The 24730-nt window shown below is 42.3% G+C and carries 20 protein-coding genes and 1 other annotated feature; of the genes, 7 read left to right on the forward strand and 13 right to left on the reverse strand.

The genetic code is table 11. The features are described 5' to 3' along the window. Positions 1–42: 42 nt before the first annotated feature. From mecA to FTX54_RS10505, 3 genes are all read right to left on the reverse strand, one after another. Positions 43–693, reverse strand: coding sequence for an adaptor protein MecA (mecA, locus tag FTX54_RS10495; protein WP_147804995.1), 651 nt, complete (start codon positions 691–693; stop codon positions 43–45). Between the two features lie 370 nt (positions 694–1063). Then, positions 1064–1465, reverse strand: coding sequence for a transcriptional regulator SpxA (spxA, locus tag FTX54_RS10500; RefSeq protein ID WP_147804996.1), 402 nt, complete (start codon positions 1463–1465; stop codon positions 1064–1066). A gap of 592 nt (positions 1466–2057) precedes the next feature. Continuing rightward, the gene (locus tag FTX54_RS10505) at positions 2058–2642 is read right to left on the reverse strand and encodes a GNAT family N-acetyltransferase (protein WP_147804997.1); all 585 of its coding nucleotides are present in this window, start codon (positions 2640–2642) and stop codon (positions 2058–2060) included. A gap of 600 nt (positions 2643–3242) precedes the next feature. On the opposite strand from FTX54_RS10505, the gene FTX54_RS10510 reads away from it, so the two are divergent. Both FTX54_RS10510 and FTX54_RS10515 read left to right on the forward strand, forming a co-directional pair. Continuing rightward, positions 3243–3779, forward strand: coding sequence for an HD domain-containing protein (locus FTX54_RS10510; protein WP_147804999.1), 537 nt, complete (start codon positions 3243–3245; stop codon positions 3777–3779). Positions 3780–4009: 230 nt separating this feature from the next. Next, positions 4010–4993: a sodium:calcium antiporter gene (locus FTX54_RS10515; RefSeq protein WP_147805029.1), complete on the forward strand. Its 984-nt coding sequence runs from the start codon at positions 4010–4012 to the stop codon at positions 4991–4993. A gap of 431 nt (positions 4994–5424) precedes the next feature. Here the strand turns inward: FTX54_RS10515 and FTX54_RS10520 are convergent, their stop codons facing one another. After that, positions 5425–6570 carry a dicarboxylate/amino acid:cation symporter gene (locus FTX54_RS10520; protein WP_147805000.1) on the reverse strand — a complete coding sequence of 382 codons (1146 nt, stop codon included), beginning with the start codon at positions 6568–6570 and terminating at the stop codon, positions 5425–5427. A 167-nt stretch (positions 6571–6737) separates the two neighbouring features. Beyond that, positions 6738–6984, forward strand: a binding site (T-box leader). 122 nt (positions 6985–7106) lie between these two features. Here FTX54_RS10520 and trpS point away from each other — a divergent pair. Beyond that, the gene (gene trpS, locus FTX54_RS10525; RefSeq protein ID WP_147805001.1) at positions 7107–8096 is read left to right on the forward strand and encodes a tryptophan--tRNA ligase; all 990 of its coding nucleotides are present in this window, start codon (positions 7107–7109) and stop codon (positions 8094–8096) included. 121 nt (positions 8097–8217) lie between these two features. Next, the gene (locus FTX54_RS10530; RefSeq protein ID WP_187254661.1) at positions 8218–9198 is read left to right on the forward strand and encodes an LCP family protein; all 981 of its coding nucleotides are present in this window, start codon (positions 8218–8220) and stop codon (positions 9196–9198) included. Between the two features lie 163 nt (positions 9199–9361). Here FTX54_RS10530 and fabF read toward each other — a convergent pair whose 3' ends face one another. Both fabF and FTX54_RS10540 read right to left on the reverse strand, forming a co-directional pair. Then, complete coding sequence (fabF, locus tag FTX54_RS10535; protein WP_147805003.1) at positions 9362–10603, reverse strand: beta-ketoacyl-ACP synthase II; 1242 nt, start codon at positions 10601–10603, stop codon at positions 9362–9364. A 22-nt stretch (positions 10604–10625) separates the two neighbouring features. Beyond that, a complete protein-coding gene (locus FTX54_RS10540) occupies positions 10626–11558 on the reverse strand; it encodes a beta-ketoacyl-ACP synthase III (RefSeq protein ID WP_147805004.1) in 933 nt (310 codons plus the stop codon). A gap of 290 nt (positions 11559–11848) precedes the next feature. Here FTX54_RS10540 and FTX54_RS10545 point away from each other — a divergent pair, with 290 nt between their 5' ends. Continuing rightward, the gene (locus FTX54_RS10545; protein WP_147805005.1) at positions 11849–13222 is read left to right on the forward strand and encodes an aspartate aminotransferase family protein; all 1374 of its coding nucleotides are present in this window, start codon (positions 11849–11851) and stop codon (positions 13220–13222) included. Positions 13223–13474: 252 nt separating this feature from the next. Here the strand turns inward: FTX54_RS10545 and FTX54_RS10550 are convergent, their stop codons facing one another. From FTX54_RS10550 to FTX54_RS10565, 4 genes are all read right to left on the reverse strand, one after another. After that, positions 13475–15430 carry an aconitate hydratase gene (locus tag FTX54_RS10550; protein ID WP_147805006.1) on the reverse strand — a complete coding sequence of 652 codons (1956 nt, stop codon included), beginning with the start codon at positions 15428–15430 and terminating at the stop codon, positions 13475–13477. A 380-nt stretch (positions 15431–15810) separates the two neighbouring features. After that, positions 15811–17265, reverse strand: a complete 1455-nt coding sequence (gene cls, locus FTX54_RS10555; RefSeq protein WP_147805007.1) for a cardiolipin synthase — start codon at positions 17263–17265, stop codon at positions 15811–15813. A 457-nt stretch (positions 17266–17722) separates the two neighbouring features. Continuing rightward, a complete protein-coding gene (locus FTX54_RS10560) occupies positions 17723–18079 on the reverse strand; it encodes a DUF805 domain-containing protein (RefSeq protein ID WP_147805008.1) in 357 nt (118 codons plus the stop codon). Positions 18080–18523: 444 nt separating this feature from the next. Continuing rightward, complete coding sequence (locus FTX54_RS10565; RefSeq protein WP_147805009.1) at positions 18524–19135, reverse strand: hypothetical protein; 612 nt, start codon at positions 19133–19135, stop codon at positions 18524–18526. Positions 19136–19608: 473 nt separating this feature from the next. Here FTX54_RS10565 and FTX54_RS10570 point away from each other — a divergent pair, with 473 nt between their 5' ends. Together FTX54_RS10570 and FTX54_RS10575 are read left to right on the forward strand one after the other, a co-directional pair. Next, positions 19609–20451 carry an NAD-dependent epimerase/dehydratase family protein gene (locus FTX54_RS10570; RefSeq protein WP_147805010.1) on the forward strand — a complete coding sequence of 281 codons (843 nt, stop codon included), beginning with the start codon at positions 19609–19611 and terminating at the stop codon, positions 20449–20451. A 187-nt stretch (positions 20452–20638) separates the two neighbouring features. Further along, a complete protein-coding gene (locus tag FTX54_RS10575) occupies positions 20639–21172 on the forward strand; it encodes a MerR family transcriptional regulator (RefSeq protein ID WP_147805011.1) in 534 nt (177 codons plus the stop codon). A 207-nt stretch (positions 21173–21379) separates the two neighbouring features. On the opposite strand, the gene FTX54_RS10580 is transcribed toward FTX54_RS10575, so the two are convergent. The 3 genes from FTX54_RS10580 to FTX54_RS10590 all read right to left on the reverse strand — a co-directional run bounded on the left by FTX54_RS10580 (position 21380) and on the right by FTX54_RS10590 (position 24582). Beyond that, positions 21380–22312 (reverse strand): ArsA family ATPase, encoded by a 933-nt coding sequence (locus FTX54_RS10580; protein ID WP_147805012.1) that lies wholly within the window; start codon positions 22310–22312, stop codon positions 21380–21382. 30 nt (positions 22313–22342) lie between these two features. After that, positions 22343–22600 (reverse strand): cory-CC-star protein, encoded by a 258-nt coding sequence (locus tag FTX54_RS10585; protein WP_147805013.1) that lies wholly within the window; start codon positions 22598–22600, stop codon positions 22343–22345. Positions 22601–22848: 248 nt separating this feature from the next. Continuing rightward, a complete protein-coding gene (locus FTX54_RS10590) occupies positions 22849–24582 on the reverse strand; it encodes a carbon starvation CstA family protein (protein ID WP_147805014.1) in 1734 nt (577 codons plus the stop codon). Between the last annotated feature and the right edge of the window lie 148 nt (positions 24583–24730).

Consider the following 24730-nt stretch of genomic DNA (forward strand, 5'->3'; position numbering starts at 1 on the left):
AAGCAGAGAGAGATCTCCCTGCTTTTCTATCCTTGAACTATTTTAAGCGAACTGTTCGCTGATTGTCTGAAGAGCATTTTCTTCAATGATAGTGTTTCCATATTCGCGAATTCTATGCACCGTAATATCTGATTCATAACCAAACTCAAGCATGCGGCTTAGCATGTTGTCCTGCTCTTCGTCCGTATAGGAATCGTCTATAGTTACGTAGACGAAATACGTATTTTCGAAGTTATGCAGACTGGTATGAACATCCTGCTTGAAAACTTTACTGAGAGAAATGACATCTTCAAAATCTCTGAATCCGATAACAACGCTCAGCGTGTGGTCTTTTGTAACTTCGTTTTCATCGTCGGAAGTAAACTGCTGATCAAGCATATCCACGATATTTTTGTCCACACCTTCTTCATTCTCGTCTTCCAATGGAATCTCCAGTTTCACATTACCGTCATTCATTTGTCCACGGGTAACAATTACTTCAAGCCCCTTATCCAGTGCGTGTACCTGTACCCACAAAGGCCCGTTCATTTCGAACTTCTCATGATCGTTTACTTCATTCATCATCTCAAAGAAAAGTTCTTCGCCCCGCTCCCTGCTGTACCAGATTTCTTCCTTATCGAATCCCCGACGCTCGATATCGATATAAGTGATATAAAATTTGATCGTTGTTTCGTTGATTCTTTCTATTTCCATGATGTCTCACCCTTTCGCGAGATAAACTCTGCTGATGACTTCAGAGAATTGGGAGTTTTAATACTATTCCCTCTCCCTCCTGACGTCAATCCTCTTTTACTTATCCCCTATTCTAAGTTATTAGCATGAGAAAAGAAATATATTTGCTTAATTTTCTCAAGTAATATTCAGAAATTTCTTAATTATCAGGGGTCTTTTAAATAATATCTCTTAAAAATTACCGGATTTTATTATAAATGACTTGTGATCAATTTGTAGTAAGATATCCATTTATGGAAAACAAAAACAAGGGTGAGACTATAGGAACTACAGCCTTCACCCTTGTCGATAAATATATCATATTCTATCGTGCATGTTAAGCGGAAAGCACTTATTCATTAACGAGCTTCTTAGTAGCTTCCTGCAGTTGGAAAGTTCGTACTTTTCTAGGAAGGAAACGGCGGATTTCTGCTTCATTATAGCCAACTTGTATACGCTTTTCATCGAGAATAATTGGACGCCGGAGCAGACCAGGATGATCACTGATCAACTGGAACAGTTCCTGAAGGGGCATCGAATCCAGTTCCACATCCAGTTCCTGAAATACTTTGGAACGCGTGGAAATAATTTCATCTGTTCCATCTTCCGTCATTCTGACTACCTGCTTAACCTCTTCCACTGATAAAGGTTCAGAAAATATATTACGTTCAGTAAACGGAATATCATGTTCCTCTAACCATGCTTTAGCTTTCCGACAAGATGTACAGCTAGGTGACGTAAATAGAGTGACCATAAGGCTGAATCTCCCTTCGATTTTTAATATCTATATGCTGGACGAAATATCATTGTTTATAATCATTATTATACAACATTCTTTATCGTTTGACCAGCTAATTATAAAAAACTTGCACAAAACTTGAACAAAATGTGTATACGGATCTTCACATAGTAATGTATTCCCGATATTTAAAAATTTAAACATTGTGTTTTAAAAATTTCTTACTCAGTTCAGTATGTAAACTTCTAAGACGCAGCAGGCAAAGGCAGTCTTACTTTCATAAGGCCTGTTGAAGTAAGTACCGTCTGACTATGACTATGTTAATGCTATCACATTTTCATTTAGAATCATACGTTATCAATTAGAAAAATCTCAAAATTCAACAAAAAGGCTCCCCTCTAAAGTGAAGGGAGCCTTTCTCATCACGAAGCCAGCGTTCGCGACTGTGAAGCAGGCTGCTTTTTAGGTATCTTATTTACTTCGTCCAGTTTCCTTTTCAATAAGTCTCTCCAAAGCAGCTTTTTCTTCGTTCTTTTCCTTTTGTTTCCTTTCATGCAAAACACTCCTTTCTGTGTTTTGACACGTCTAAGAATCTTTATAGGAAAGATCAGGAAGCAGGCTCTTTATCCGAACCGGGTTCCTTCTCTCTGTCCTCATCATAAATTAAGGCTTTGCCTACTTCCTCGTAGGATTTACCATACAGTTCTTTATCTTTATAGGTGTGTATGGTTTCGTACGTGTGGCACATTTTCCGATAAATACTTTCTTCCGGTTCATTTTCCGGGGACCAGTAGAGAATTTCCATTTCATTTACTTCTCCAGTATCAAGAGAGCGGCGGGTATAGCCTATTGACTGTGCATGTTTAAACCCTTCGCGGCGATAAAAGCGCTGCCGCTTTTCTGTATCAGTATCTTCGTAATCCACCGGTTCAACTTCCAATATAATTGGCTTATCCCGTTCTTTAAGTTTATTGAGCATTTTTTTGCCTATTCCTTTACCTCTTGCCTCTTTTGAAACAAATAGATAATCAATAAAAGAAAAATCATCCATTTCTACATACATCATAACATGGTATTCGTCTTCGCTTTTTTTATAAATATGATTTTTGTCGCTCAACAGCAGTTCAATGTGTTCCCTCGACTTCATTTCTTCGTCAGGAAAATATTTTTTAAGTTTTTCATACCAATGCATCGTGTTTCCCCCTCAATTCCGTGCTTCTATCTCTATTATAATCAATTTTACATATCTGGCAAACAGTCTTAAGCGCGTTTTATGACGATTTTATCGCTTATGAGTGCTTTTGGCCCTATATCACCTTCAACAGAGGAATCATTTCTCTAACATTCTCTCTTTATAAAGCTTCCTCAAAACTACTGTGAAGTTTTTACGTTTACTTCACATCTGCAAGTGGAAAAATTCCTTTATCCATTTATTTTTCTAAAAGCTACCTTGAAAATAAAGTATTGAATCGATGAACGTGCGCTTTCGTTTCCATGGGGACGCTTTCCGGGCGGGCCATGTGTCCTCCAGCTTACGATAAAAAGCCAGAGAAGGTACCAAGGTAAAAACCAGTGCCAAGGCGATTTTTCAAGTCGCCTGCGGAAAAAGAAAGCAGGAAGATCCTCCCGGACGACAGGGAAGCCGCATGCTTTCTCCGCGGCAGGCGGAAGAGCCGCAGGCAATCCAATAACAACACGGAGCTTTAACAGAGCCTCTCTAAAAAGAATCTCTTGACTTATGCCTGAAATTTGAGTATCATAGAAAAAATATACCTAAAAGGAGGCGATCGCTGTGAATCGTGTGACTCTACTTGATATATTCCATCATCCTGTAGCGCAAAAATATGTGAAACGAGCAGGTCTTGCTCATGCTATTTCATGCGCCTATCGTGCGTATCGCTTCGCTGTCGAAAAAAATGTGGATCCCGATCTTGCCTGTAAAGCTGCATTTCTTCACGACGTCGGTCACTATACATGGTACCGCAACGGTGAATGGGATTATGATATGTATAAAGAGAACGATATCCATGCTATTAAAGGAGCCGAGCGTGCCCATAAGCTGCTCATCCGGCTTGGAGAAGACAGAGTGAGTGCAAAGCAGATTTCTTTAGCTGTCCTGCTGCATACTGATTCTTTTCTTCCTGATAATAATATCACCCGCGAAGCACTTCAGGAAGTTGTCGCTTTAGCAGATGAGGAAGATGAAGAGCCGGGAGGTATGCATCATTACCGCCATATTACCGATGCACGGGCTGAAAAACTTCTATCACTTCTCGATCAAAGGATTGAAGCTTACCATATGAAAGGCCAGGCAACAGCTTCATTTTAGCGTTGCCTTTTTATATGCTTAAATGATATAGTTTTGTTAATCGTAAAAAGGGGAGTAGCGACCACTATGTGGTTCTTGAATCGTCATTACAGTTTTCTTACCAGAGAAAGCTCGGTTCCTGAAGCTTTGCCGGCGCAAAGTACGCAAGACCTTTTTATGCAGCGGATCCGCATGCATAAAAAGGTCTTTTTTGTATGCAGTGCGGCCGCCATCAGGAAAGGGTGAGAGAATTGATCATTACTTTTTTTATTGTTGCAGCTCTTGTGACGGTAATTGCCGCAGTAAAGCTTTCGACTTATGCTGATGTTATTGGTGAGAGAACTTCACTCGGCGGATTGATCGTCGGCACTTTTCTGCTTGCAGGTGCTACTTCCCTTCCGGAAGTAACAACAAGTCTCACTGCAGTATTTGTAGGCAACCCAGATATTGCTGTAAGCAATGTCTTTGGGAGCAATCTATTCAATATATTTATTCTCGCTTTGATGGATGCTGTATACAGGCGCCGGCAGATAATGCAGAGTGCAGATCCCTCCCAGCTGAAAACTGCTTTTTTAAGCCTTGCACTGACTGCTTTAATGCTTACCGCTATTTTAATTCCTACAGGCATTGTTATTTTAGGCGCTGGTCTCGAAATGTATGTGCTAGTCCTTCTTTATGCAGCAGGGATGTATTACTTAACGAAAACAAACCGCGGAGAAGCTCCAGCTGCTGAAACAGATTATAATATGCACGCTGTTTCTCTGCGGCATGCCAAAATAGGATTTGCTGCAGCGGCAGTCATTGTTTTTTTCTCCGGTTCCATCCTTTCGATTACCGGAGATCAAATTGCCGCTTCAACGGGCATAAGTTCCAGTTTTATCGGTACTTTCTTTATCGCTGGAGCAACTTCACTCCCGGAGCTTGTAACAGTACTAGTTGCCATACAGCTTGCTAATTATAATCTTGCTATAGGCAATATTTTAGGATCGAATGTTTTCAACATTCTTATACTTGTAATTATTGATGCAGCTTTTCGAGGAGGAGCCGTGCTGGCTGCTGTGCATCCGGTGACCATTGTTACAGCTTCTGCAGTGCTGTTGTTAAATTTAATTGTCATCGGAGCAATTATAGCCGTACGCAGGAAAACTTTTCCCCGTTTGTATGCACTTCCTTCGCTGCTCGTACTCCTTACCTATTTCTTTTGCAGCTATGTTATCTTCGCCTACAGCAGCTGATTGTTTATCGTAAAACCTTTTTTGAATGCACCTGCACGACTTTAATCTTTTACTCTTTTATCAACGCCAGACTTAAAAATGCTTCATCTAAAAGAAGACCCTCCAAAATTTTGGAAGGTCTTCTTTTATAGAGCGGCTCAAAATGCGCAATGGAACTCTTATATAAGAATGTTCAATAAGTGGTCCTTTTCAGACGTACACTTTCCCAGGGGCTCATCTTCAGCTGAATGCTGCGAAGAAAACCTTCGCAGCAATGAATCTTCAGACTGTGCTAATCCTCTAAAAGCCGCCGCCTTTCACTACGGTCATTCAAAGATATGAACTTAAGTGTACAATTCACTTAAAATATTCATCTTTTTATTCTGGGACAGGCAATTATGAAATTCATCCTTCTGAATAGTTTTTGTTATATTTTTATAACGGGCATCAAATCAGGCTCTGCTTTGAGAGAGTTTATCGATAATGGCAGCAATTGCTCCATCACCTGTAACATTGGCACCTGTGCCGAAACTGTCCTGAGCAAAATAAAGAGCGATCATCATCCCCATTGCTGCTTCTGAAAATCCGAGCATCGAAGTCAGAACACCCAAGGCAGCAAATATTGCACCTCCTGGAACCCCGGGAGCCGCTACCATGATTACTCCAAGCGCTAGAATAACAGGAAGCATTGTAAAGAATCCAGGGACTGTATAGCCGTCCAAAACGGTCATTACAGCTACAGCGCAGCTGATAATTGTAATGACACTGCCTGATAAGTGTATAGTAGCCCCCAGCGGAATCGAGAAATCAGCTATTTCCTCCCGAATATTATTCCGCTTCGTCTGTCTCAGAGTAACTGGAATCGTAGCAGCTGAACTCATCGTACCAAGCGCGGTAAAATAAGCTGGAAGCATCGTTTTTATCATCGTGAAAGGGTTTTTCCCATTAAGAATTCCTGCGACAGTATACTGGATTGTCAGCCAGACCCAGTGGGAGCCTATAGCCACGGCCAGTACAATTCCAAACACTTGAAGAGTTTCCAGGACCGTCCCTTCTGCAGCCATATCTACAAATATACCTGCTATGTAAAACGGAAGAATTGGAATGACAGCTTTGTAGATAATCATCTCAATAATGTTTTTCCCTTCATCAAATACCTTTTTTAATCCGTCGGACTTAAGAGCAGCAATCCCAATACCGAATATAAAAGCCAGAATAAGAGCCGGCAGAATCTCCATAAATGGAGTTAATTCAAAAGTGAAATATGACTCAGGAGCAACACCTTCTTCCGGAGCGGTCTGATTGCTTGTAACAAATGGCATAATAAATACAGCAATAAAAAAGGCACCGATTCCCGCAAGTACCGTTGAAGTATAGGCAATCCCAACTGTCGCCCCTACAAGTTTTGAAGAGCCCCGGCCCATGCTTGCAATTCCTGAAGCGATAAAAAAGAGAATGATTAATGGAATAACAAAGTTGATCCACTGCCCGAACACTTCAGTAAACGTAACAAGCGCCCTTATAAGTGGTTCGACGCCTGACAAGCCGATTAAAATACCGGTGATAATACCAGCAAGCAGTTTTAAAATTAATTTCATTGTCTTTCCCTCCTGCACTGTTTATTTGAGATGAACAAATGTTTTTATCACAAAGTCCATACTGCCTAACTGGAATTATAAATTCAAGATCGTTGGAAATAGTCATAATTATAAGTTTATTGGATGATTGCATTTCCTTGTGCTTACAGCTATAATAGCAAGGTATAATCAACGCTATGATAAAGAGTAGTACTTTTCCAAAAACATGTTCAGAGAGTCTGCGGCCGGTGTAAGCAGACCATGTCGGAAAGGGAATGGACTTTGGAGCTGGAGTGCTGAACTGTCAGTAGGCCTCCCGGGTATCTCTCCCGATATCAAAGAGATTCTTTTCTGTTTCACAAGGAAAAGAACAGAGAGATTTTCTTCTTTTAAGAAAATTAATAAGGGTGGCACCGCGGTCCATTCGTCCCTGATCAGGGGATGGATGGGCTTTTTTGTATTGGTTTCTTTTAAAGCAGCTCTTCATAGTCAAAGGAAAAAAATATCCGGCAGTAATGCAGCCGGAAAAATCATTGAATATGAAAGGAAGATCACTTATGAAAACTATTTTCTCAGGTATTCAGCCAAGCGGTACATTAACACTCGGTAATTATTTAGGAGCTATGAAAAATTTTGTCGAAATGCAGGAGGATTACCACTGCTACTTCTGTATCGTTGATCAGCATGCCATCACAGTTCCTCAGGACAGGCTGCAGCTGCGTAAAAATATAAAAAGTCTTGCGGCATTGTATCTTGCCTCTGGTATATCCCAGGAAAAGTCCACGCTTTTCATTCAATCAGAAGTACCAGCACACGCACAGCTTGGATGGATGATGCAGTGTGTCAGCTATATCGGTGAACTGGAGAGAATGACTCAATTTAAAGATAAATCAGGAGGCAGTGAGGCGGTATCCTCCGCGCTGTTAACTTACCCGCCACTTATGGCCGCGGATATTCTTCTTTACGGAACAGATATTGTCCCTGTAGGGGAAGATCAGAAACAGCATCTGGAATTGACAAGGGATCTCGCTCACCGATTTAACACACGTTACAATGATATTTTCACTATTCCAGAAGTACGCATTCCTAAAGTCGGCGCAAGAATTATGTCGCTGAACGATCCTTCGAAAAAAATGAGTAAATCCAATCCAAAAGCAAAAAGCTATATATCAATGCTTGATGACGAATCTGTTATTATGAAGAAGATGAAAAGTGCAGTAACAGATTCTGATGGTGAAGTCCGCTATGATCCTGACAATAAACCCGGCCTCGCTAATCTGTTGACTATTTACTCATTATGTTCAGGGGAATCAATTGAAACGCTCGAAAAGAAATATGCTTCAAGCGGTTACGGGCCTTTTAAAGAAGATACTGCTCATGCAGTTATTAAAGTGCTCAAACCCATTCAGGACAGGTACGAGGAACTGATGAAATCAGAAGAGCTGGATCTTATTCTCGACCAGGGTGCCCTCCAGGCAGACCGGGATGCGAAAAAAATGCTGATAAAAGCTGAAAGAGCTATGGGGCTTGGGAGAAGCCGGCGCTGACTGAAAAAGAAAAGCTTTTAGATTTCTTTGAAAGTCCTCTCGATCTCCCCTATACTCTGGTATAATCATCTTAGTTGAGGTGAATATAATGACTGCCAGAAAATATAGAGCTCCACGGTGGATGAGAATCTTAGCAGGTTTCATTCTGATATCAACGTTATCGGTTGTTGTTATCGCCAGCTGGGCCGTCAGCGGCTTTCATGATTCAAGAGAAGAATCAATGAAAAACATCGAACAACAGGGCCTGCAGGCTGCGCAGGATAATGGAGCTTTCGAGCCTCCCGAGGATGATGCGTCTATAGAACATATTAATGTCCTTCTAGTCGGTACAGACAGTGAAGACGGTGTTTCCCGCTCTGATACAATTATGATCGGCAGATACGACGCAGACTCCGGTGAAGTAAAACTGGCTTCACTCATGCGTGATACATATGTCGACATCCCAGGTCACGGGAGAAATAAAATAAATGCGGCTTTTTCTTTAGGTGGCCTTGCACTGCTACGCGATACGATCGAGACTAACTTTGAATTTCCCCTTCAGTATTACGCTATGGTTAATTTCGATGGTTTTACTTCTATTGTTGATACACTCGCCCCGGATGGAATTGAAATTGAAGTTGCCAGCAGCATGCACTACGAAGACAGGGCCGGCAATCTCGAAATTAATTTTGAAGAAGGTCTCAATGTAATGGACGGAAACCAGGCTTTGAAATATGTTCGTTTCAGAAGCGACGGCCAAAACGACTTCGGCCGGGTAGCAAGACAGCAGAAAATGCTGAAAGTACTTCAGAATGAGCTGCTAAGTGTTTCCGGAGCCACCAGAATACCTCGTATTCTCGGGGCCGTTGAACCTTATATCCAGACGAATCTCGACCAGGATAAACTATTTACGTACGGAAGGAATTTTTTCATCCAAAACGATGAAGCATCTGTCAAAACGATTACAATTCCCGAGCAGGGCGGCTATAGTCAGGATTATTCCGAGCATGCAGGCCAGGTTCTTATTCCTGATCTGGCAGCAAATATTGAGGTGTTAAAAACCTTCTTTGGGGAGGAGTCTTTTACTATGGAAGACGGTACTGCTAAGTCCTCTGCTCCTTAAAATATGAGGTCCTGTTGATTTTTATAGCAAACCTCGCTGCAGGCGCCTCTCCTTAAATCCTCATTTTACTTTTAAGGAGGCAAAAACGAAAAAAACGTACCTCTGTTCGAAGTAAAACAAAAGAGAAAGCCCCGGTGAAGCAGTGCTCCACCGGGGCTTTCTCTTATTTTGTGAATTTTTTAAAAAGCAGGGAAACGTTATGACCTCCGAAACCAAGTGAATTACTCATCACAATATTTAATTCTTTATGACGGGCTTCATTTGGTACGATGTCAAGATCACATTCCGGGTCTTCATTTTCATAGTTAATCGTCGGAGGAATGATTCCTTCCTGAATCGCTTTAACAGAAAAAATTGCTTCTATCGCACCAGCTGCACCAAGTAGGTGCCCTGTCATAGATTTCGTAGAACTCATAGGCAGTTTGTAGGCATAATCTCCAAACACTGTTTTGACGGCAGTGGTTTCATACTGGTCATTATATTCCGTACTGGTTCCGTGAGCATTTATATATCCAACGTCTTCAGGAGCAACACCGGCCTGCTCAAGTGCCTGCTGCATCGAGCGCGCTGCCCCTTCTCCTCCCGGTGCAGGGGCTGTCACATGGTAGGCATCCCCAGTTGCTCCGTAACCTATAATTTCCGCATAAATTTCAGCACCGCGTTTTTCAGCTGATTCGAGGGATTCGAGAATTAATATACCTGTACCTTCACCCATAACAAATCCATCACGCTCTTTATCGAAAGGACGGCTCGCCTTGGAAGGATCCGGGTTCGTTGATAGTGCTCTCGCCGAACAAAAGCCCGCAAATGACATTTCTGTAAGCGGAGCTTCTGCTCCCCCGGTAATCATCGCGTCGGCATCGCCGCGTTCAATCGTCCGGTAAGCATCTCCAATAGAATTTGCCCCGGAAGCACAGGCAGTAACGGAACAGGAATTAATACCTTTCGCTCCAAGAGCAATCGAAACCTGGCCGGCTGCCATATCCGGGATCAGCATCGGCACAAAGAATGGAGAAACTCTTCGGTAGCCGCGTTTTTCATACATCCGGAACTGTTTCTCGTACGTTTCCATGCCTCCGATACCAGAGCCGATCCACACTCCAACCCTCTCTGCATTGGTCTTATTTATCGTTAAACCTGCATCTTTGACAGCCATATGAGCTCCTGCAACCGCAAACTGTGTAAAACGATCCATTTTTCGAGCTTCTTTCGGATCCATAAAATCTGCTACTTTAAATTCATCAGATTCTGCGGCAACTTTGGCCGGGAAATCTGCGTCTTCATACCGGTTAAATTCCGCTATTCCGGACCGCCCCTCCTTAATGCCTGCCCATGTTGTATCGACATCATTTCCAAGCGGGGTTACCGCTCCATACCCTGTAATTACTACTCTATTTTTTGTCATAATGTATGTTAGACTCCTTTCCTTATTTTCCCCATACGAGTGCCATAGAGCCCCATACAAGACCTGCTCCGAAGCCTACAAGCACTACTACGTCGCCTTCTTTAATCTTACCTCGATCAAGTTCATACTTCAATGAGAGTGGAACAGAGGCCGAGGAAGTATTGCCGTAATATTCCACAGTTTTAGACATCTTTTCTTCCGGAAGTTCCAACCGCTGTCTTGCTGCTTCCATGATCCGGATGTTTGCCTGATGAGGGATGAGAAAATCAACATCCTCCTTCGTTAAGCCTGCCTTTTCTACAGCATTCAGGCAGGATTCACCCATTTGACGAACAGCAAATTTGAATACTTCACGGCCGTTCATAAAGATATAATCGTTCATGCGGATGTGAGCCCCTCCGCTTCCATCTGCTCCAAGCTCAAAAGATAATATACCACGATCTTCGGCCACTGGTCCAAGAACCGTCGCACCTGACCCATCTCCGAAAAGAACCGCTGTGTTCCTGTCTTCCCAATTTACAGTCTGGGAAAGTCTCTCCGTTCCGATTACAAGTACATGCTTGTAAGTTCCGTTCTCAATAAATTGTTTACCTGTAACGAGCCCGTAAATATAGCCGGCACAGGCCGCACCAATATCCATGGCAGCAGCATTTACAGCTCCAAGCTGATACTGAAGCATTGATGATACAGAAGGAAAATCCTGGTCGGGAGTAACCGTTGCCACGATAATCATATCAAGCTCTTCCGGGGATATCCCCGCATTATCTATCGCTTCTTTGGCTGCATTAAAACTCATATGCGAAGTTAATATATCATCAGAAGCAATCCGGCGCTCCCTGATTCCAGTTCTTGTACGAATCCATTCATCTGATGTATCCATTCTTTTTTCTAAATCATGATTGGTTACTACTGTTTCAGGGACATACGTGCCCATTCCCCAAATTCCGACGCGCATGACGTCTCCTCCTCTTTAAATCGGTTTATACGTATCATTATGACCTAGTACTAAATAAATTGCAAGCTGTGGATACACCGTACGAAAGCCTATCTCATGCGGTTTTCAATACTATGTTCCTTTAAACTAAAGGCATATATTTTTGAAAATGTGAATAAAAGAACTCTTATAAATTTCCAGTTCAAAAATATTTTGAATTATTTATTTCATTTTTATAAATATACGGTTTAAATAATTCATTTTTGTGATACGATATTATTAGACATTATTTTACGGAGGGTATATTGACTATGACAAAAACAAAGTCCGCCGCTTTTTCTGACAAAATTAAAACGTCCCGGCTGATGCACGAGGAAGCATCCGAAGTTATTCCAGGTGGGGTAACAGCAAATATCAAATACTTTGCTCCCCACCCCATCGTGATGGAAGAAGGTCATGGAAGTAAGCTGTATGATGTGGATGGCAATGAATACATCGATTATTTAATGTGCTATGGAGCTTTGATGACAGGCCATGGCCATCCTGAAGTATTTTCAGCCGTTACAGAGCAGATGTATTCAAAAGGAACGACTATTTTCGGTACTCCTCATAAACTGGAGGTTGATCTTGCTAAAAAGCTCGTCTCTCTCTATCCTGGTATCGATCAGGTTAGGTACTGCAATTCCGGAATGGAAGCAACCCTCCTTGCAGTCAGGCTTGCTTCTGCCTATACCGGTAAAAAGAAACTGGCTAAGTTTGAAGGTCACTACCATGGAGGGTATGATCAGGTCCTTCTGAGTGTAAACCCGGAAGAAAGTAAAGCCGGCTCCTCCAGCTCCCCCACCCCGGTTCCTGAATCGAGCGGCATGTCTGACTATCACACCGAACATACAATTATGCTGCCATTTAACGACATCGAATCATGCGAAAAAATTCTCAGGACTCATGCTGATGACATTTCAGCTTTGATTATGGAACCCGTACAGGGCGGATTTATTCCTGCAGAAAAGGAATTTATAACAAAACTTCGTGCCCTGACGCATGAACTAGGTATTCTGCTTATATTTGATGAAGTGAAAACCGGATTTCGTCTGGCTCTTGGGGGTGCACAGGAAATGTATGGGATTCTTCCCGACTTGACGACACTTGGAAAAGTTCTGGGAGGTGGTTTTCCAGTCGGAGCTCTTGGAGGCCGGCGTGATATTATGGAACTCTGTTCCCCTGCTGCAAGTAAAGATATATTAACCGCCGGAGACGATAACCAGAATAAACGGGAAGCTTTTTTCCACAGCGGGACATATAACGGTCATCCAACTACACTTGCTGCTGGTCTTGCCACCATTCACTTACTCGAGAAACATCATAATCTGGATAAAACTTTTCAAAAAACAGAGTATTTAAAAAAAGAACTTGAGAAAATGTACTACTCCGCCGGCATTCCTATGACGGCTATGGGGGAAGGGACTATCTTCAATATCGTTGTTACAGATAAGCCGATTAAAAATCTACGCCAAATGAATCAGTCCAATACAGAACTTCGTAAAGCAATTGATTATGAACTGCTTGATCTCGGAATATATTCGAAACCACTGAACCGCTATTCCGTCTCAACTGCTCATGACGAAAAGGACCTCGATAAAACGCTTCAGGCTCATTACGACGCTTTACAACGCGTGACAAATTAAACGGTACTTCAAAAGGTTTTGTCGAATTGGTAATATAAGATGAACTTAATTTTGAGTCCGCTGCTGTAACGAGCCGCTTTCGTTTCCATGTGATTGCAGGGCAGTCCGATGCGAAGCTTTCTGCGTTTATAAACCCCAGCCTTTAAAATCACTTAAAAAAGATATTAATTTTGTGTCGATCCCCCCCTATTATAAAAAAACTGCACAAAAAAGGAGCTGTCTCTGATTTCACGAGACAGCTCCTTTTCTATTTTACTGTGTTTTCTTTTTTCCTTCTTTGATCCAGTTAATCAAGCCGCCTTCCAGCAGGATCTCCACCTGTCTTTTAGAAAGAGCATGCTGAAGGTCGATTCTTTTATCTTTCCCCTCTACTTCGCAGAAAACGTCTTCCCCTTTCTGAAGGGAAGATTTAATGTCTTTTACGTGCAGAACATCTCCTATTTCAAGTTCTTCATAATCCGTTTCGTTTTTAAACGTAAGCGGAAGGACACCGAAGTTAATGAGATTCTGCCAGTGGATGCGGGCAAAATCTTTTACAACAACAAGGCGTAGTCCAAGATAGCGGGGTGCAAGCGCTGCATGTTCCCGGCTCGATCCCTGTCCGTAATTGGATCCGCCGATGACTGCGTGCCCTTTTTCAAAATCCATTTCCTTCGTACGTTCATAATACGTATCGTCCAGCATCTCAAAGGTAAATTTACTTATCTCCGGAAGGTTGCTTCGGAATGGGAGCACCCGCGAGCCTCCGGCCAGTATATCGTCAGTGGAAACATTATCTCCAAGTTTTAAAATAACCGGGACTTTGATTTCATCCGGCAGCTTTTCCATCTCCGGTATTGCTGCAATATTCGGTCCCCGCTGCAGTTCGATTTTTTTAGCTTCTTCCAGAGGCAGGGGTTCTTCGAGTAGTTTAAAATCAAGATTCGGATGATCTGGATCTTTAACGTCCGGATATTCCATCTCCAGTGTACGTGGATCGGTGATTTTTCCCGTTAGTGCTGAAGCTGCAGCTGTTTCCGGGCTGCATAGAAAAACACTGTCCTCCTTCGTTCCGGAACGGCCCGGAAAGTTCCTCGGAGTCGTACGCAGACTATTTCTGCCAGTTGCCGGGGCCTGCCCCATACCAATACATCCATTACAGCCTGCCTGGTGAAGCCTTCCACCGGCTGACAGCAGACTGGCAACATGTCCATCTTTTACGAGGTCTGTGAGCATCTGTCTTGATGTTGGATTAATATCGAAAGAAAGTCCTTCTGAAACAGCTTTTCCTTTAACTATTTCTGCGGCAATTGCAAAGTCACGGTACCCTGGATTAGCTGAGGATCCAATGTAGGACTGATAAATTTCTTCTCCCGCAACTTCTGCAACGGGAACGACATTTCCGGGGCTGGAAGGTTTGGCAATCATTGGTTCCAGTGAAGAGAGATCTACGGTTTCTTCCAGATCATAGGAAGCTCCTTCATCTGCAAGCAGCTCCACCCAGTCTTCTTCGCGCCCCTGGCTTTTCAAGAACCGTTTCACTTCTTCATCTGACGGAAAGACTGTGCCGGTAGCTCCAAGCTCAGCTCCCATGTTGGCAATAACATGGCGGTCCATAGCACTGAGGCTTTTTAACCCCGGGCCGTAATATTCCATAACTGTTCCTATACCGCCTTTAACATCATGACGCCGGAGCAGCTCGAGGATAACATCCTTCGCACTTACCCAGTCCGGCAGTTTCCCGTCCAGATAAATCCCCCATACTTTAGGCATTTTTACGTTAAATGGTTCTCCGGCAATAGCCTGAGCCACGTCGATACCTCCCGCTCCCATCGCAAGCATTCCCATACAGCCATTTGCACACGTATGGCTGTCGGAACCTAGAAGGGTTTTACCGGGAACGGCCAGTCTCTGCATGTGGACAGGGTGGCTTACTCCATTTCCGGGAGCGCTGTAGTATAAACCGAATTTTTTTGCTGCACTTTCCAGAAATAAATGGTCGTCGGGATTACGGCTGTCTGCCTGAATCATATTATGGTCTACGTACTGAGCCGAAGCTTCAGTCTGAGCCTGTTCTACTTCCATCGCTTCGAGTTCAAGCATAACCATTGTACCTGTAGCATCCTGAGTGAGGGTCTGGTCGATCTTTAAACCAACTTCTTCTCCCGGCTTCATTTCTCCGCTGACAAGGTGATCTTTAATAATTTTTTGGGTCACGTTCATTTTCATATTAAATATCCTCCTTTATTATTCTTTATATTTCCTATTCCTTGAAAATTCACCCGTTAAACGTTTCAGCCTGTAAGTCTCTCAAAATAGAAAATACCTTCCTTTTTACCAAAGGCTGCTTTGAAATTAATAAATTATAGAGGGCTTTTTAATTGACTTCCCTTTGTCCGCCTTCGTTCTCAAGGGGCGGCGGGCTGCTCTCATGAAAACGAAGGATGGGGGTTAAGACGTAAGAAATTTAAGTTCATCTTATATGGTTAAATACTTGTACCTTTCAGAGGATAAGAGGAAGAATATTTACGTTTGCATACAAAAGGCTGTTTTCTGGAAGTCAGCAGAAAACAGCCTTTTTACAGGATATACATTATTTTGTTCTTTTATCACAAAATCGGACTCAGGAGACTGGAGACACCTTCTTTGAATTTTTCCGTCCATTTTCGTTCTGCGTACATTTCCTTCGTAAAAAGAAAGCTCCCTGCGGTGTCTGTTTCAAAAAGGGACTCCAGCTCCAGAGCAATCTTTTCATTGTAAATTAATGCATTAATTTCAAAATTAAGCTTGAAACTTCTTGCGTCCAGATTTGTCGTACCTACAGTTGAAACTTCGCTGTCAACAATCATGGTCTTGGCGTGCAGAAATCCTTTTTCATAGAAGTATACGTTTGCTCCGTACTGCAGCAGTTCCCCGAGAAACGATCGCGACGCCCAGAATACAAAAGGGTGATCAGGATTTCCAGGTATCATAATGTACATTTTCACCCCTGAAAGAAGCGCCGTCCGGCATGCATCCATAAAACTCTTATCAGGAATAAAATAAGGTGTCTGAATATAAATATCGTGTTCTGCAGACATGATAAGTTTAATCATCATATTTTTTAAATGTTCCGAATGCGAATTCGGTCCGCTCGTTACAATCTGCATAGGAGCATAATCCGTAATCTGATGACTGACAAAAACGAAAGCATCCTCTTTGTTCCTGCCATTCCCAGCATAGTTCCAGTCAAAAATAAACCGCTGCTGCAGGTCAGGGACAACATCACCTTCTATTCGAAGGTGAGTGTCGCGCCAGTAACCAAATTTTTTATCAAGACCCAGATATTCATTACCTACATTAAATCCGCCGATGTAGCCGATTTTACCGTCTATGATACATACTTTCCGGTGGTTTCGGTTATTCAGCCGTAAATTAATAATGCCAAGCAGTGGAGGAAAGAAAACCCGTACCTCTCCATTATTATCAATAAGTTCTGTGAAATCCTTATGGCGCAGCGTTCTTGAACCGACTGCATCGTAAAGAAGTCTTACTTTCACCCCCGCCCTGGCACGTTCCACAAGCGATTCCAGGATTTTCTTCCCTAGAGTATCACGTTTAATAATATAATATTGAATGTTTATTTCACGTTCAGCGTTACTGATATCCTTAAGTAAAGAAGCGAATTTCTGCTCCCCATCGTGGAGGATCAGAGTGCGGTTCTGCAGACTGATTAAAGACTGACTCGAACGGAGATTCAACTTAAGCAGCTGTTCGTATTTGTTCAGAAAAGAGTTTTCCACTCCCGTTTTTCTATGACGGATTTCTTCAATCTGTCTGTCTACATGCTGATTGAAAAAAGTCTGTTCTTCTACGCTTAAATTATAGAAGTTGTCTTCTTTAAGCTGTCTTCCCAAAAAAAGATAAATGATAAAACCCAGAACCGGGAGGAAAAATAATACGAGAAGCCAGGCCCACGTCGTTGCTGCGTCTCTTCGCTCTATAAAGATAACGAAAATGGCAAGGGCAAAGTTCGCGACAATGATAGCATTCAAACTCCACCCTAAAACGTAGGACCATTCCATAATTTCCTCCTTTACCGGGCAGTGTACCATCTAATTAATAGAACTTTTCAATAAGTTTTGCAGAAAGCCGGAACAGAAATGAAGAAACGTTATAATTTTCCGACAATTATAAACGAGCTGCTATTAGTTAAAGACTGCTGTTAGTATTTTGTTTTATATTAATTTGAACTCAATTTTAAATCAAGGTTTTCAGGCAAAAGCAGTCCAAAAAATTTGATGATAAAACAGCTTTCGATTTTTGATGAGAAAGAAATAATAAGATGCTGTCTTCTTTAATTACTTTTCTGCGGCCTGAGAAGCGTATAAAATACGGCTATCATAAGAAGTCCAACGACGATATAAATTGGTTCATCGATCAATGTTTCCATGAAATGTCCCTCCTTTTAACCTTTCTTTCAGTATAAAGAAAAAACCCGGAAACGTCACCTTTAAGATTGACATTTTCCGGGAAAATATATTACGCACCTGGGTGCTCTTTCGGGTTAGGTCCGAATTTATTGGATCCTGCTTCACTGTCCTGTACGGCAAAAATCAGTAAGATAATCCAACCGATGATCGGTATTAGTACAATAAGCACCCACCATCCACTTTTATTTGTATCATGTAGACGCCTTACTGCAACTGCAAGGCCTGGAATGAGTACGAATAAAGAATAAAGACTGGATATTACGGTTGGAAGCCCTACCAGCGCTTCCAATATAGATAAAGCAGTCACGATTAAAAAATTAATCAGAACAAACATCCAGTACTCTTTACGTCTCGCTCTGGTTTGAAAATCAGTAAAATTTTTCAAAACCTTCAAATACCACTCCACTATTTGTGTCCCCCCTCCTGTATTAAATCATCATGAAATTTCAGCCACCTGTAATATATTTCACTTTTCAGAAAAGCTGTGTTAAAGCATTCTGTCGTTGATAAATATAGGAAACTTCGCTTCAGCTCTGCCGTGGAGGAGCTTTACGGGTGGGCTGCGCCCTGCGGGATCTTTCAAATTAGAAGGCAGATCCTGCTCCGTATTTTTACCAGGCGCTGGAGTGGATATGGGGCGACTCCTGGGCGATAAAGGAGGAGCCGAAGATCCATTCCGCCCGACCCAAAGGAGGACGGAATTAGCTGAGGCCGGCCCGCCCGGAAAGCGTCCCCATGGGAACGAAAGCGCCCGTACATCGATTATCTACTTGATTTTCAAGGTATTCCAAAATTAAAAACTGCTATTCTTCATTTGCCGCGGGCAGTGAAGAAAGCAGTTTCAAGAGATTTACTTACAACCTTTTACACGAGGGTTGAAAGCGGCGAATACACCGTCAGGATTCTTTTTATAAATCCACGCGTGCAGAGTGTAGGTACCTTCCTCAGGCCCGTCTTCAAACCTCTGTCCGAATAATTTTGGCGGTTTTTTTGCTGTTGACATATACTCGACAGCTACGAGCTTGTATTTGCCGTTTTTCATCGGTTCATACACGAGCAACTCCGGTTTCTTGATGTTAAGTTTTTTATCTACTAGTTTCTCCTTTACTAAATGTACCCCCATCTGCGGTACACAAGGGGAAGCTACCTTGTACCCGTCTTTTTTGGCCCTATTGATGTTCTGGTATTTTTCAGTAGCCCGCTTTACTTGTTTCAGCTGTTTATTAATTTTAGGATTCTTATGGTATTTCTCATATTTATGATGTTTATCATCATATTTATCATGTTTTTTATCGTATTTATGATGTTTACCATCAAACTTATCATTGTTACTTTCATATTTATGATGTTTACCATCATAATGGTCGCCACCATAAGAATGAGCACCAACAGAAGCAGCTCCTAAGACACTAAATAAAAAGATCACCAGTAAGTGCAGCACGAGAATTTTTTTCATTTTCACTTTTTACATCTCCTTATTTTAGTTGATTGGGAGAGTGCACTAAGCTTAATTCTGCTGAACACTGCCTGTATTTACTTTTTTAACTCCCCTGCTGGATGCATCCCTTCTATCTTGTATCCTGGATGCCGGAGCGGCAGTTTACCTCCTTTCTTCCTCTTTTCTTACAGACCATTGTTAAATTAACGGATCAGGGATAATCCCTTCTCCAAAAAAGAGGCTTTGTTGGCAGGTGCTCTTTCAGTTACTGATGACTTATTTTTTATGTAAAATACTAATTTTAGCTTTGGTTACATTATACTCCTGTTATTAAACACTAACATTGCTTTCCGAATTTTTTCTGAATAATTCATCATTAGCCGTTATCCGTGTTTACATTCTTTGTGTACAAATAATTATTTCCATTAACATTTCACCAATCTGTTATACTAAATCATGTAAAGAAAGCGCTTAATGAATATAAAGGGGTGAGTCCTATGAAAAAAGTTGTTGTTACCGGTGGCAGCGGACTGCTTGGTACGTGGGTCGTTAAAGAGTTTGTTAACAAAGGGTACGAAGTTTTAAATGTCGATGTAAAAAAACCAGCAGAATCAATCACTGAAACTAAAATTGTCGATCTGACGAATCTGGGCGAAGTCTATGGTGTTCTGCAGGGTGCATACGCTGTGATTCACCTGGCTGCTATTCCAGTTGCGTATTCCCATCCAAATGAAGTAACTTTTGAGAATAATGTAATGAGTACATATAATATTCTTGAAGCAGCTTCTGGACTTGGCATAAAAAAAGTAGTCCTCGCTTCGAGTGAATCTTCCTACGGAATAGTTTTTGCTCCGGAAAGGTTCGATCCTCAATACTTCCCGGTAGACGAAGATCATCCGCAGCTGCCTGAAGACGCTTACGGGTTATCGAAAATTGTCAACGAAGAGACTGCAAAAATGTTTTACCGCAAGTCAGGCATGCAGGTAGTTTCATTCCGCCTCGGTAACGTTATAGCGCCTGAAATGTATAAAAAATTTCCGTCCTTTATCCATGACTCCAAACAGAGAGATCGTATTTTATGGAGCTACATCGATACAAGAGATGCAGCAGAAGCCTGCCGTCTGGCTGTCGAAAAAGATGGACTCGGCGCCGTCGAGTTAAACCTGGCTGCTGATAATACCAGTATGGACATTCCCAGCCGGGAGCTGATGACGCTCGAGTTTCCTGCTGTAAAGGATATCCGGAGAGAAATAAATGGTTATGAAACACTGCTGAGCAACGAGAAAGCTAAAAAACTTCTTCACTGGCAGCCGCAGCATAATTGGCGGGATCATGTTTAATTTCTCATAATCTCCACTTTCCGATTTCTGAAATAAGGGGTCGTGTTGAACCTTCTTACCATATCTGGTCCTCTCCGCCCGGACCTATAGACCCGTTTTTGTGAATTATATTGAATTAGTTCATGCTTGCTTATATGATAATTAGTAAGAACGCCTATAAGCCCGGAAAGAAAGGTGACGTTATAACATGGAAGAAAGAGAAACAGCCTTTACTACAAAAGAGCTGAGCCTTCAGTTGAATGTTGGCACAAGCACACTCCGCAAATGGTGTATATCGCTGGAGAAGAACGGTTATGTATTTACAAAAACAACGAATGCACACCGTGCTTTTAAACCAGCAGATGTAACGGCTCTGGAATATATCCAGAAGCTCATTCAGGTGGAGCATTTTTCTTTGACGAACGCCTCAAAAGTTGTCGTCACAAAGTTCGCAGGCAATGCGTCCAGTTCAGGAACGCTTTCCATCCAGGATCAAAAAGATATCGCGGAGCGTACAGCGGAACGTTATAACATTCTTTTAAATGAACTTTTACAACGTACGTTTGCACAAAATGAAAGACTGGATCGTCAGGAACAGATGCTTGAACAGATTATGACCCATATCGACAAGTCGGAAGAAAAAAGCTCTGAACGGGAACAGCTTCTTCTTGAAACAATTGAGGAAATGAAAAAAGAACCTCCAAAAAAATCCCTGTGGAATGTAGCCAGCTGGTTCCGATAAAAACCTGTCCCTTTTCATAACCAAAAGCAGAAGCCTTTTAATTAGGCTTCTGCTTTTGGTTTGTAATTAAATGTAAGTTAAACTAATGCTGTTTATATAAAGTACGCTTTCCAGATTCGAGAATAAGGGAGAACCCTTCTGTTTGATCCAGTCCCCCGATACTTTCGTTTTAATAGAATACATTTTAATCAATCTGGCATGGGAAAATCACTTTTTCGTATACCAGCTGCTGAATTCCTCCAGTTGATCCATATTCGTAATGTCGTGAGGAAACAGAGGGACAAATATCAGTTCCTGAGATTGAAAGGAATCTTTTATCGTCTGCAGATGTTTTTTTTCGTGTCTCCGCCGCTGATTCAGAAATTCACCGTCTGCCGTTTCGGGAAGCACTTTATTTACGATGATCGTCTTCACATGAAGATGGTACTTATCCAGCAGCGTAAGCGCTTTTTTCGTTTCCATTATTGGCAGGCGTTCCGGATTCAGAACAAAAATAAACCCTGTTTCCTTTCCGTTAAGCATAATGTCTCTGGCTTTCGAAAACCGTTCCTGTCTTTCCTTAAGGACATCGTAAATCGGATCTTCTATCGGTTCGCCGTCATTGAGAAGCTGGGAATAATTTTCATTCGTTTTCTTTCGTTTTTTTAGAAGGCCTTCAATCCAGACGCCCATAAGTTCGGGAAGGGAGAGCAGCCTGATCGTATGGCCGGTAGGAGCAGTGTCAAAAATGAGTTTATCAAAATTCTCCCCTTCTTCCAGAATGATCGAAATCAACTTGTCAAAAAGGGCTGCTTCGTCCGCTCCCGGTGAAGCTTTTGCGGTATCGAGCTGCCGGTGAACTTCTTCCATCATTCCTGAATGCACCGTTCCTTTAATATTTTCTTTGACACTGGAAATATATTTTTCTGTTTCTATTTCAGGGTCAATCTCCAAAGCGTAAAGCTTATCGGCTACTTTCGTTGTTTTCCCGCCGATACTCCGGCTGAAAATATCCCCCAGATTATGAGCAGGGTCAGTTGAAATAAGCAGCGTTTTATGTCCCGCCTCTGCAGACCTCCATGCAATGGCTGCCGCCGATGTCGATTTGCCGACACCTCCCTTCCCCCCTACAAATATAATCTTTTTTGTCAGTACATCCATTTTCATCTCTTCCTTTCCTTCAGCTGTCGCCTAGCAGCACCGGATACCGTTAAGAGGCGATTTATCCATCCCCATGCGCAGATGCCAGTCATGAAATTCTTCGATCATATGCGGGTACAGTTCCAGGGTGTAATAATATACCGGATTTGGAATGCCGATCATTTCGGAATACAGCAGCAGCATAAATAGATCATCTTCGTTGCGAAGCTCTCTCGCAATTTCCTGTCGGTGCGGCATGCTGAGCACTTCTTCATAAAATTTTATCAGTTTTTTCATATTTTCGAACATGTGTATCACCTTCTTTCTTAAATGCTGAAGCTTCTGCTTAAACAGTGGTATCTGCTTTCTGTTAAATGTTTTACGAAGCGGTTTAGTTTCGTTCTGTCACTGGATAAAAATACCTTCATGACAAGTACAGTCATGAAGGTATTAGGCTTTGTGCGTCATACTTATGAATCTGTCTGCTCGTATGCTGTAACTTTACCTTATTCAGCAGATTTTTGGAATTTCTTTTTTTATTTCATTTCGTCTGCCTACTATTTCTTATCGATCGGTTCATCGGACTTTTTTGTCATTACTGAGACAGCAGTAATCGTAATCCAGAATGCGAAAACAAAGTTGACAGCTCCAATGATAAACAGCAGCATATTGGAATCTGTTCCCCACCAGGACCATGTGAAGAGAACCTGCTGGAACAATGCGTACATCGTCATAAACAGCAGGAATATCATCGGCACGAGCGTATAAATGTAATTTCTGCCGAGCCGTTTCAACCATAGGGAAATTAATAATAAACTTATCCCTGCAAGAAGCTGATTGGATGTACCGAACAGCGGCCAGAGCAGATATCCTCCGGAACCGAATCCCTGTGGTCCTTCCGGAATAAGTACGAGAGCCGCTGTCGAAGCTACTGCTACCGTTGTCGCCACATGCGTTTTTGTAAGAGCAGGAATTTTATATTCTGTCCCGAGCTCAGCGATAATATATCGCATGAGCCTGACTGATGTATCCAGTGTTGTGGCTGCAAAACTGACGACGATAATTGAGACAATCGTTGTCGCTACTCCGGCAGGAATCCCCAGTCCTCCTGCAAGACCGGCTGCGCCTTCCACAAAATTTCCAAGTCCTATAGCATTTGATTCCGTAAAGCTGGAGTAAGCACCAGTAAATTCGTCAGCATTCGCAAATAATGTGACGACCGCGAGAATCGAGATGAGAGCAAGCACCCCTTCACCTACGGCTCCAAAATAGCCCACAAATCTGGCATCTGTTTCTTTATCGAGCTGTTTGGAGGAAGTTCCAGAAGAAACGAGACCATGAAAGCCGGAAATAGCCCCGCAGGCAATTGTTATGAAAAGAAGCGGCAGCCAGGAGGTTTCCGCCCCTGGATTGGTTGCAGGCGCTGTAATTTCCGGATTTGTTAAAAACAAGCCAAGATATAAAATAGCAAGCCCTACTACGAGCTGATGCGAATTTATAAAGTCACGCGGCTGCAGAAGTTTCCATACGGGAAGGGTAGAAGCGATATACACATACCCGAGCAGAATAATGATCCAGATGAAAAACGCTGTCGAAACAGCTCCAAGACCAAACAGTCCTGCACCGTCCTCTCCGCCCATATACTGGACAAGATCAATCTGCATTAGAGGAATTCCACTTGCGAAAATTGCCGTTGCATACATAATAGCCAGCGCAATCAAAGACGGCACGAGCATTTTTATATTCTTCTTATATACGGCATATCCAATCCATATGGCAAGGGGAATCTGAATAAAGACCGGCAGCACAGATGCCGGATATGTAATAAATAAATTGGCAATAACCCAGGCAAAAACGGCATTTACCATAAGTACAAGTATCAGAATAATGAAGAGAAAAAGTATTTTCCCGCGTTGACCGATAAGCTTATTGGCCAGCGTGCCGATCGACTGCCCTTTGTTACGGACAGATATAGCAAGGGTTCCGAAATCATGAACACCTGCGGCAAATACTGTTCCCAGTACTACCCATAATACGGCCGGAACCCATCCCCAGTATACGGCAATAGCCGGTCCGAGAATCGGGGCGGCTCCGGCAACCGACGTGAAATGGTGGCCCCACAGCACGAATTTATTCGTCGGTACGAAATCCACTCCATCCTTAAACTGGTGGGCAGGCGTTACATAATTCGGGTCCAGACGAAAAATTTTCTCTGCAATAAATTTGGAATAAAAGCGGTATCCTAAAGCGAAAATAACTAATCCTGCTACAGCAACTAAAATAGCCGACATGCTTCTGCCTCCTTAAAATGAAATATAGTTTAAAATTTTTACTATGCTCCTTCCCTCCTTTTTTGAAAGCGCTTCCTAATCGGAACCTAAGTACAGTTTAGCAATAATCTTCATTTTGTAAACTATTTAGAATCTTTTAATACTAAAT

The organism is Alkalicoccus halolimnae, from assembly GCF_008014775.2.
Classification (GTDB): Bacteria; Bacillota; Bacilli; order Bacillales; family Salisediminibacteriaceae; genus Alkalicoccus; species Alkalicoccus halolimnae.

Bases quoted from the DNA above. Each gene is read 5' to 3' on its own strand.
- mecA (WP_147804995.1), bottom strand. From the start codon at position 693: ATGGAAATAGAAAGAATCAACGAAACAACGATCAAATTTTATATCACT.
- spxA (WP_147804996.1), bottom strand. From the start codon at position 1,465: ATGGTCACTCTATTTACGTCACCTAGCTGTACATCTTGTCGGAAAGCT.
- FTX54_RS10505 (WP_147804997.1), bottom strand. From the start codon at position 2,642: ATGCATTGGTATGAAAAACTTAAAAAATATTTTCCTGACGAAGAAATG.
- FTX54_RS10520 (WP_147805000.1), bottom strand. From the start codon at position 6,570: ATGAAATTAATTTTAAAACTGCTTGCTGGTATTATCACCGGTATTTTA.
- trpS (WP_147805001.1), top strand. From the start codon at position 7,107: ATGAAAACTATTTTCTCAGGTATTCAGCCAAGCGGTACATTAACACTC.
- FTX54_RS10530 (WP_187254661.1), top strand. From the start codon at position 8,218: ATGAGAATCTTAGCAGGTTTCATTCTGATATCAACGTTATCGGTTGTT.
- fabF (WP_147805003.1), bottom strand. From the start codon at position 10,603: ATGACAAAAAATAGAGTAGTAATTACAGGGTATGGAGCGGTAACCCCG.
- FTX54_RS10540 (WP_147805004.1), bottom strand. From the start codon at position 11,558: ATGCGCGTCGGAATTTGGGGAATGGGCACGTATGTCCCTGAAACAGTA.
- FTX54_RS10545 (WP_147805005.1), top strand. From the start codon at position 11,849: ATGACAAAAACAAAGTCCGCCGCTTTTTCTGACAAAATTAAAACGTCC.
- FTX54_RS10550 (WP_147805006.1), bottom strand. From the start codon at position 15,430: ATGAAAATGAACGTGACCCAAAAAATTATTAAAGATCACCTTGTCAGC.
- cls (WP_147805007.1), bottom strand. From the start codon at position 17,265: ATGGAATGGTCCTACGTTTTAGGGTGGAGTTTGAATGCTATCATTGTC.
- FTX54_RS10570 (WP_147805010.1), top strand. From the start codon at position 19,609: ATGAAAAAAGTTGTTGTTACCGGTGGCAGCGGACTGCTTGGTACGTGG.
- FTX54_RS10575 (WP_147805011.1), top strand. From the start codon at position 20,639: ATGGAAGAAAGAGAAACAGCCTTTACTACAAAAGAGCTGAGCCTTCAG.
- FTX54_RS10580 (WP_147805012.1), bottom strand. From the start codon at position 22,312: ATGGATGTACTGACAAAAAAGATTATATTTGTAGGGGGGAAGGGAGGT.
- FTX54_RS10585 (WP_147805013.1), bottom strand. From the start codon at position 22,600: ATGTTCGAAAATATGAAAAAACTGATAAAATTTTATGAAGAAGTGCTC.
- FTX54_RS10590 (WP_147805014.1), bottom strand. From the start codon at position 24,582: ATGTCGGCTATTTTAGTTGCTGTAGCAGGATTAGTTATTTTCGCTTTA.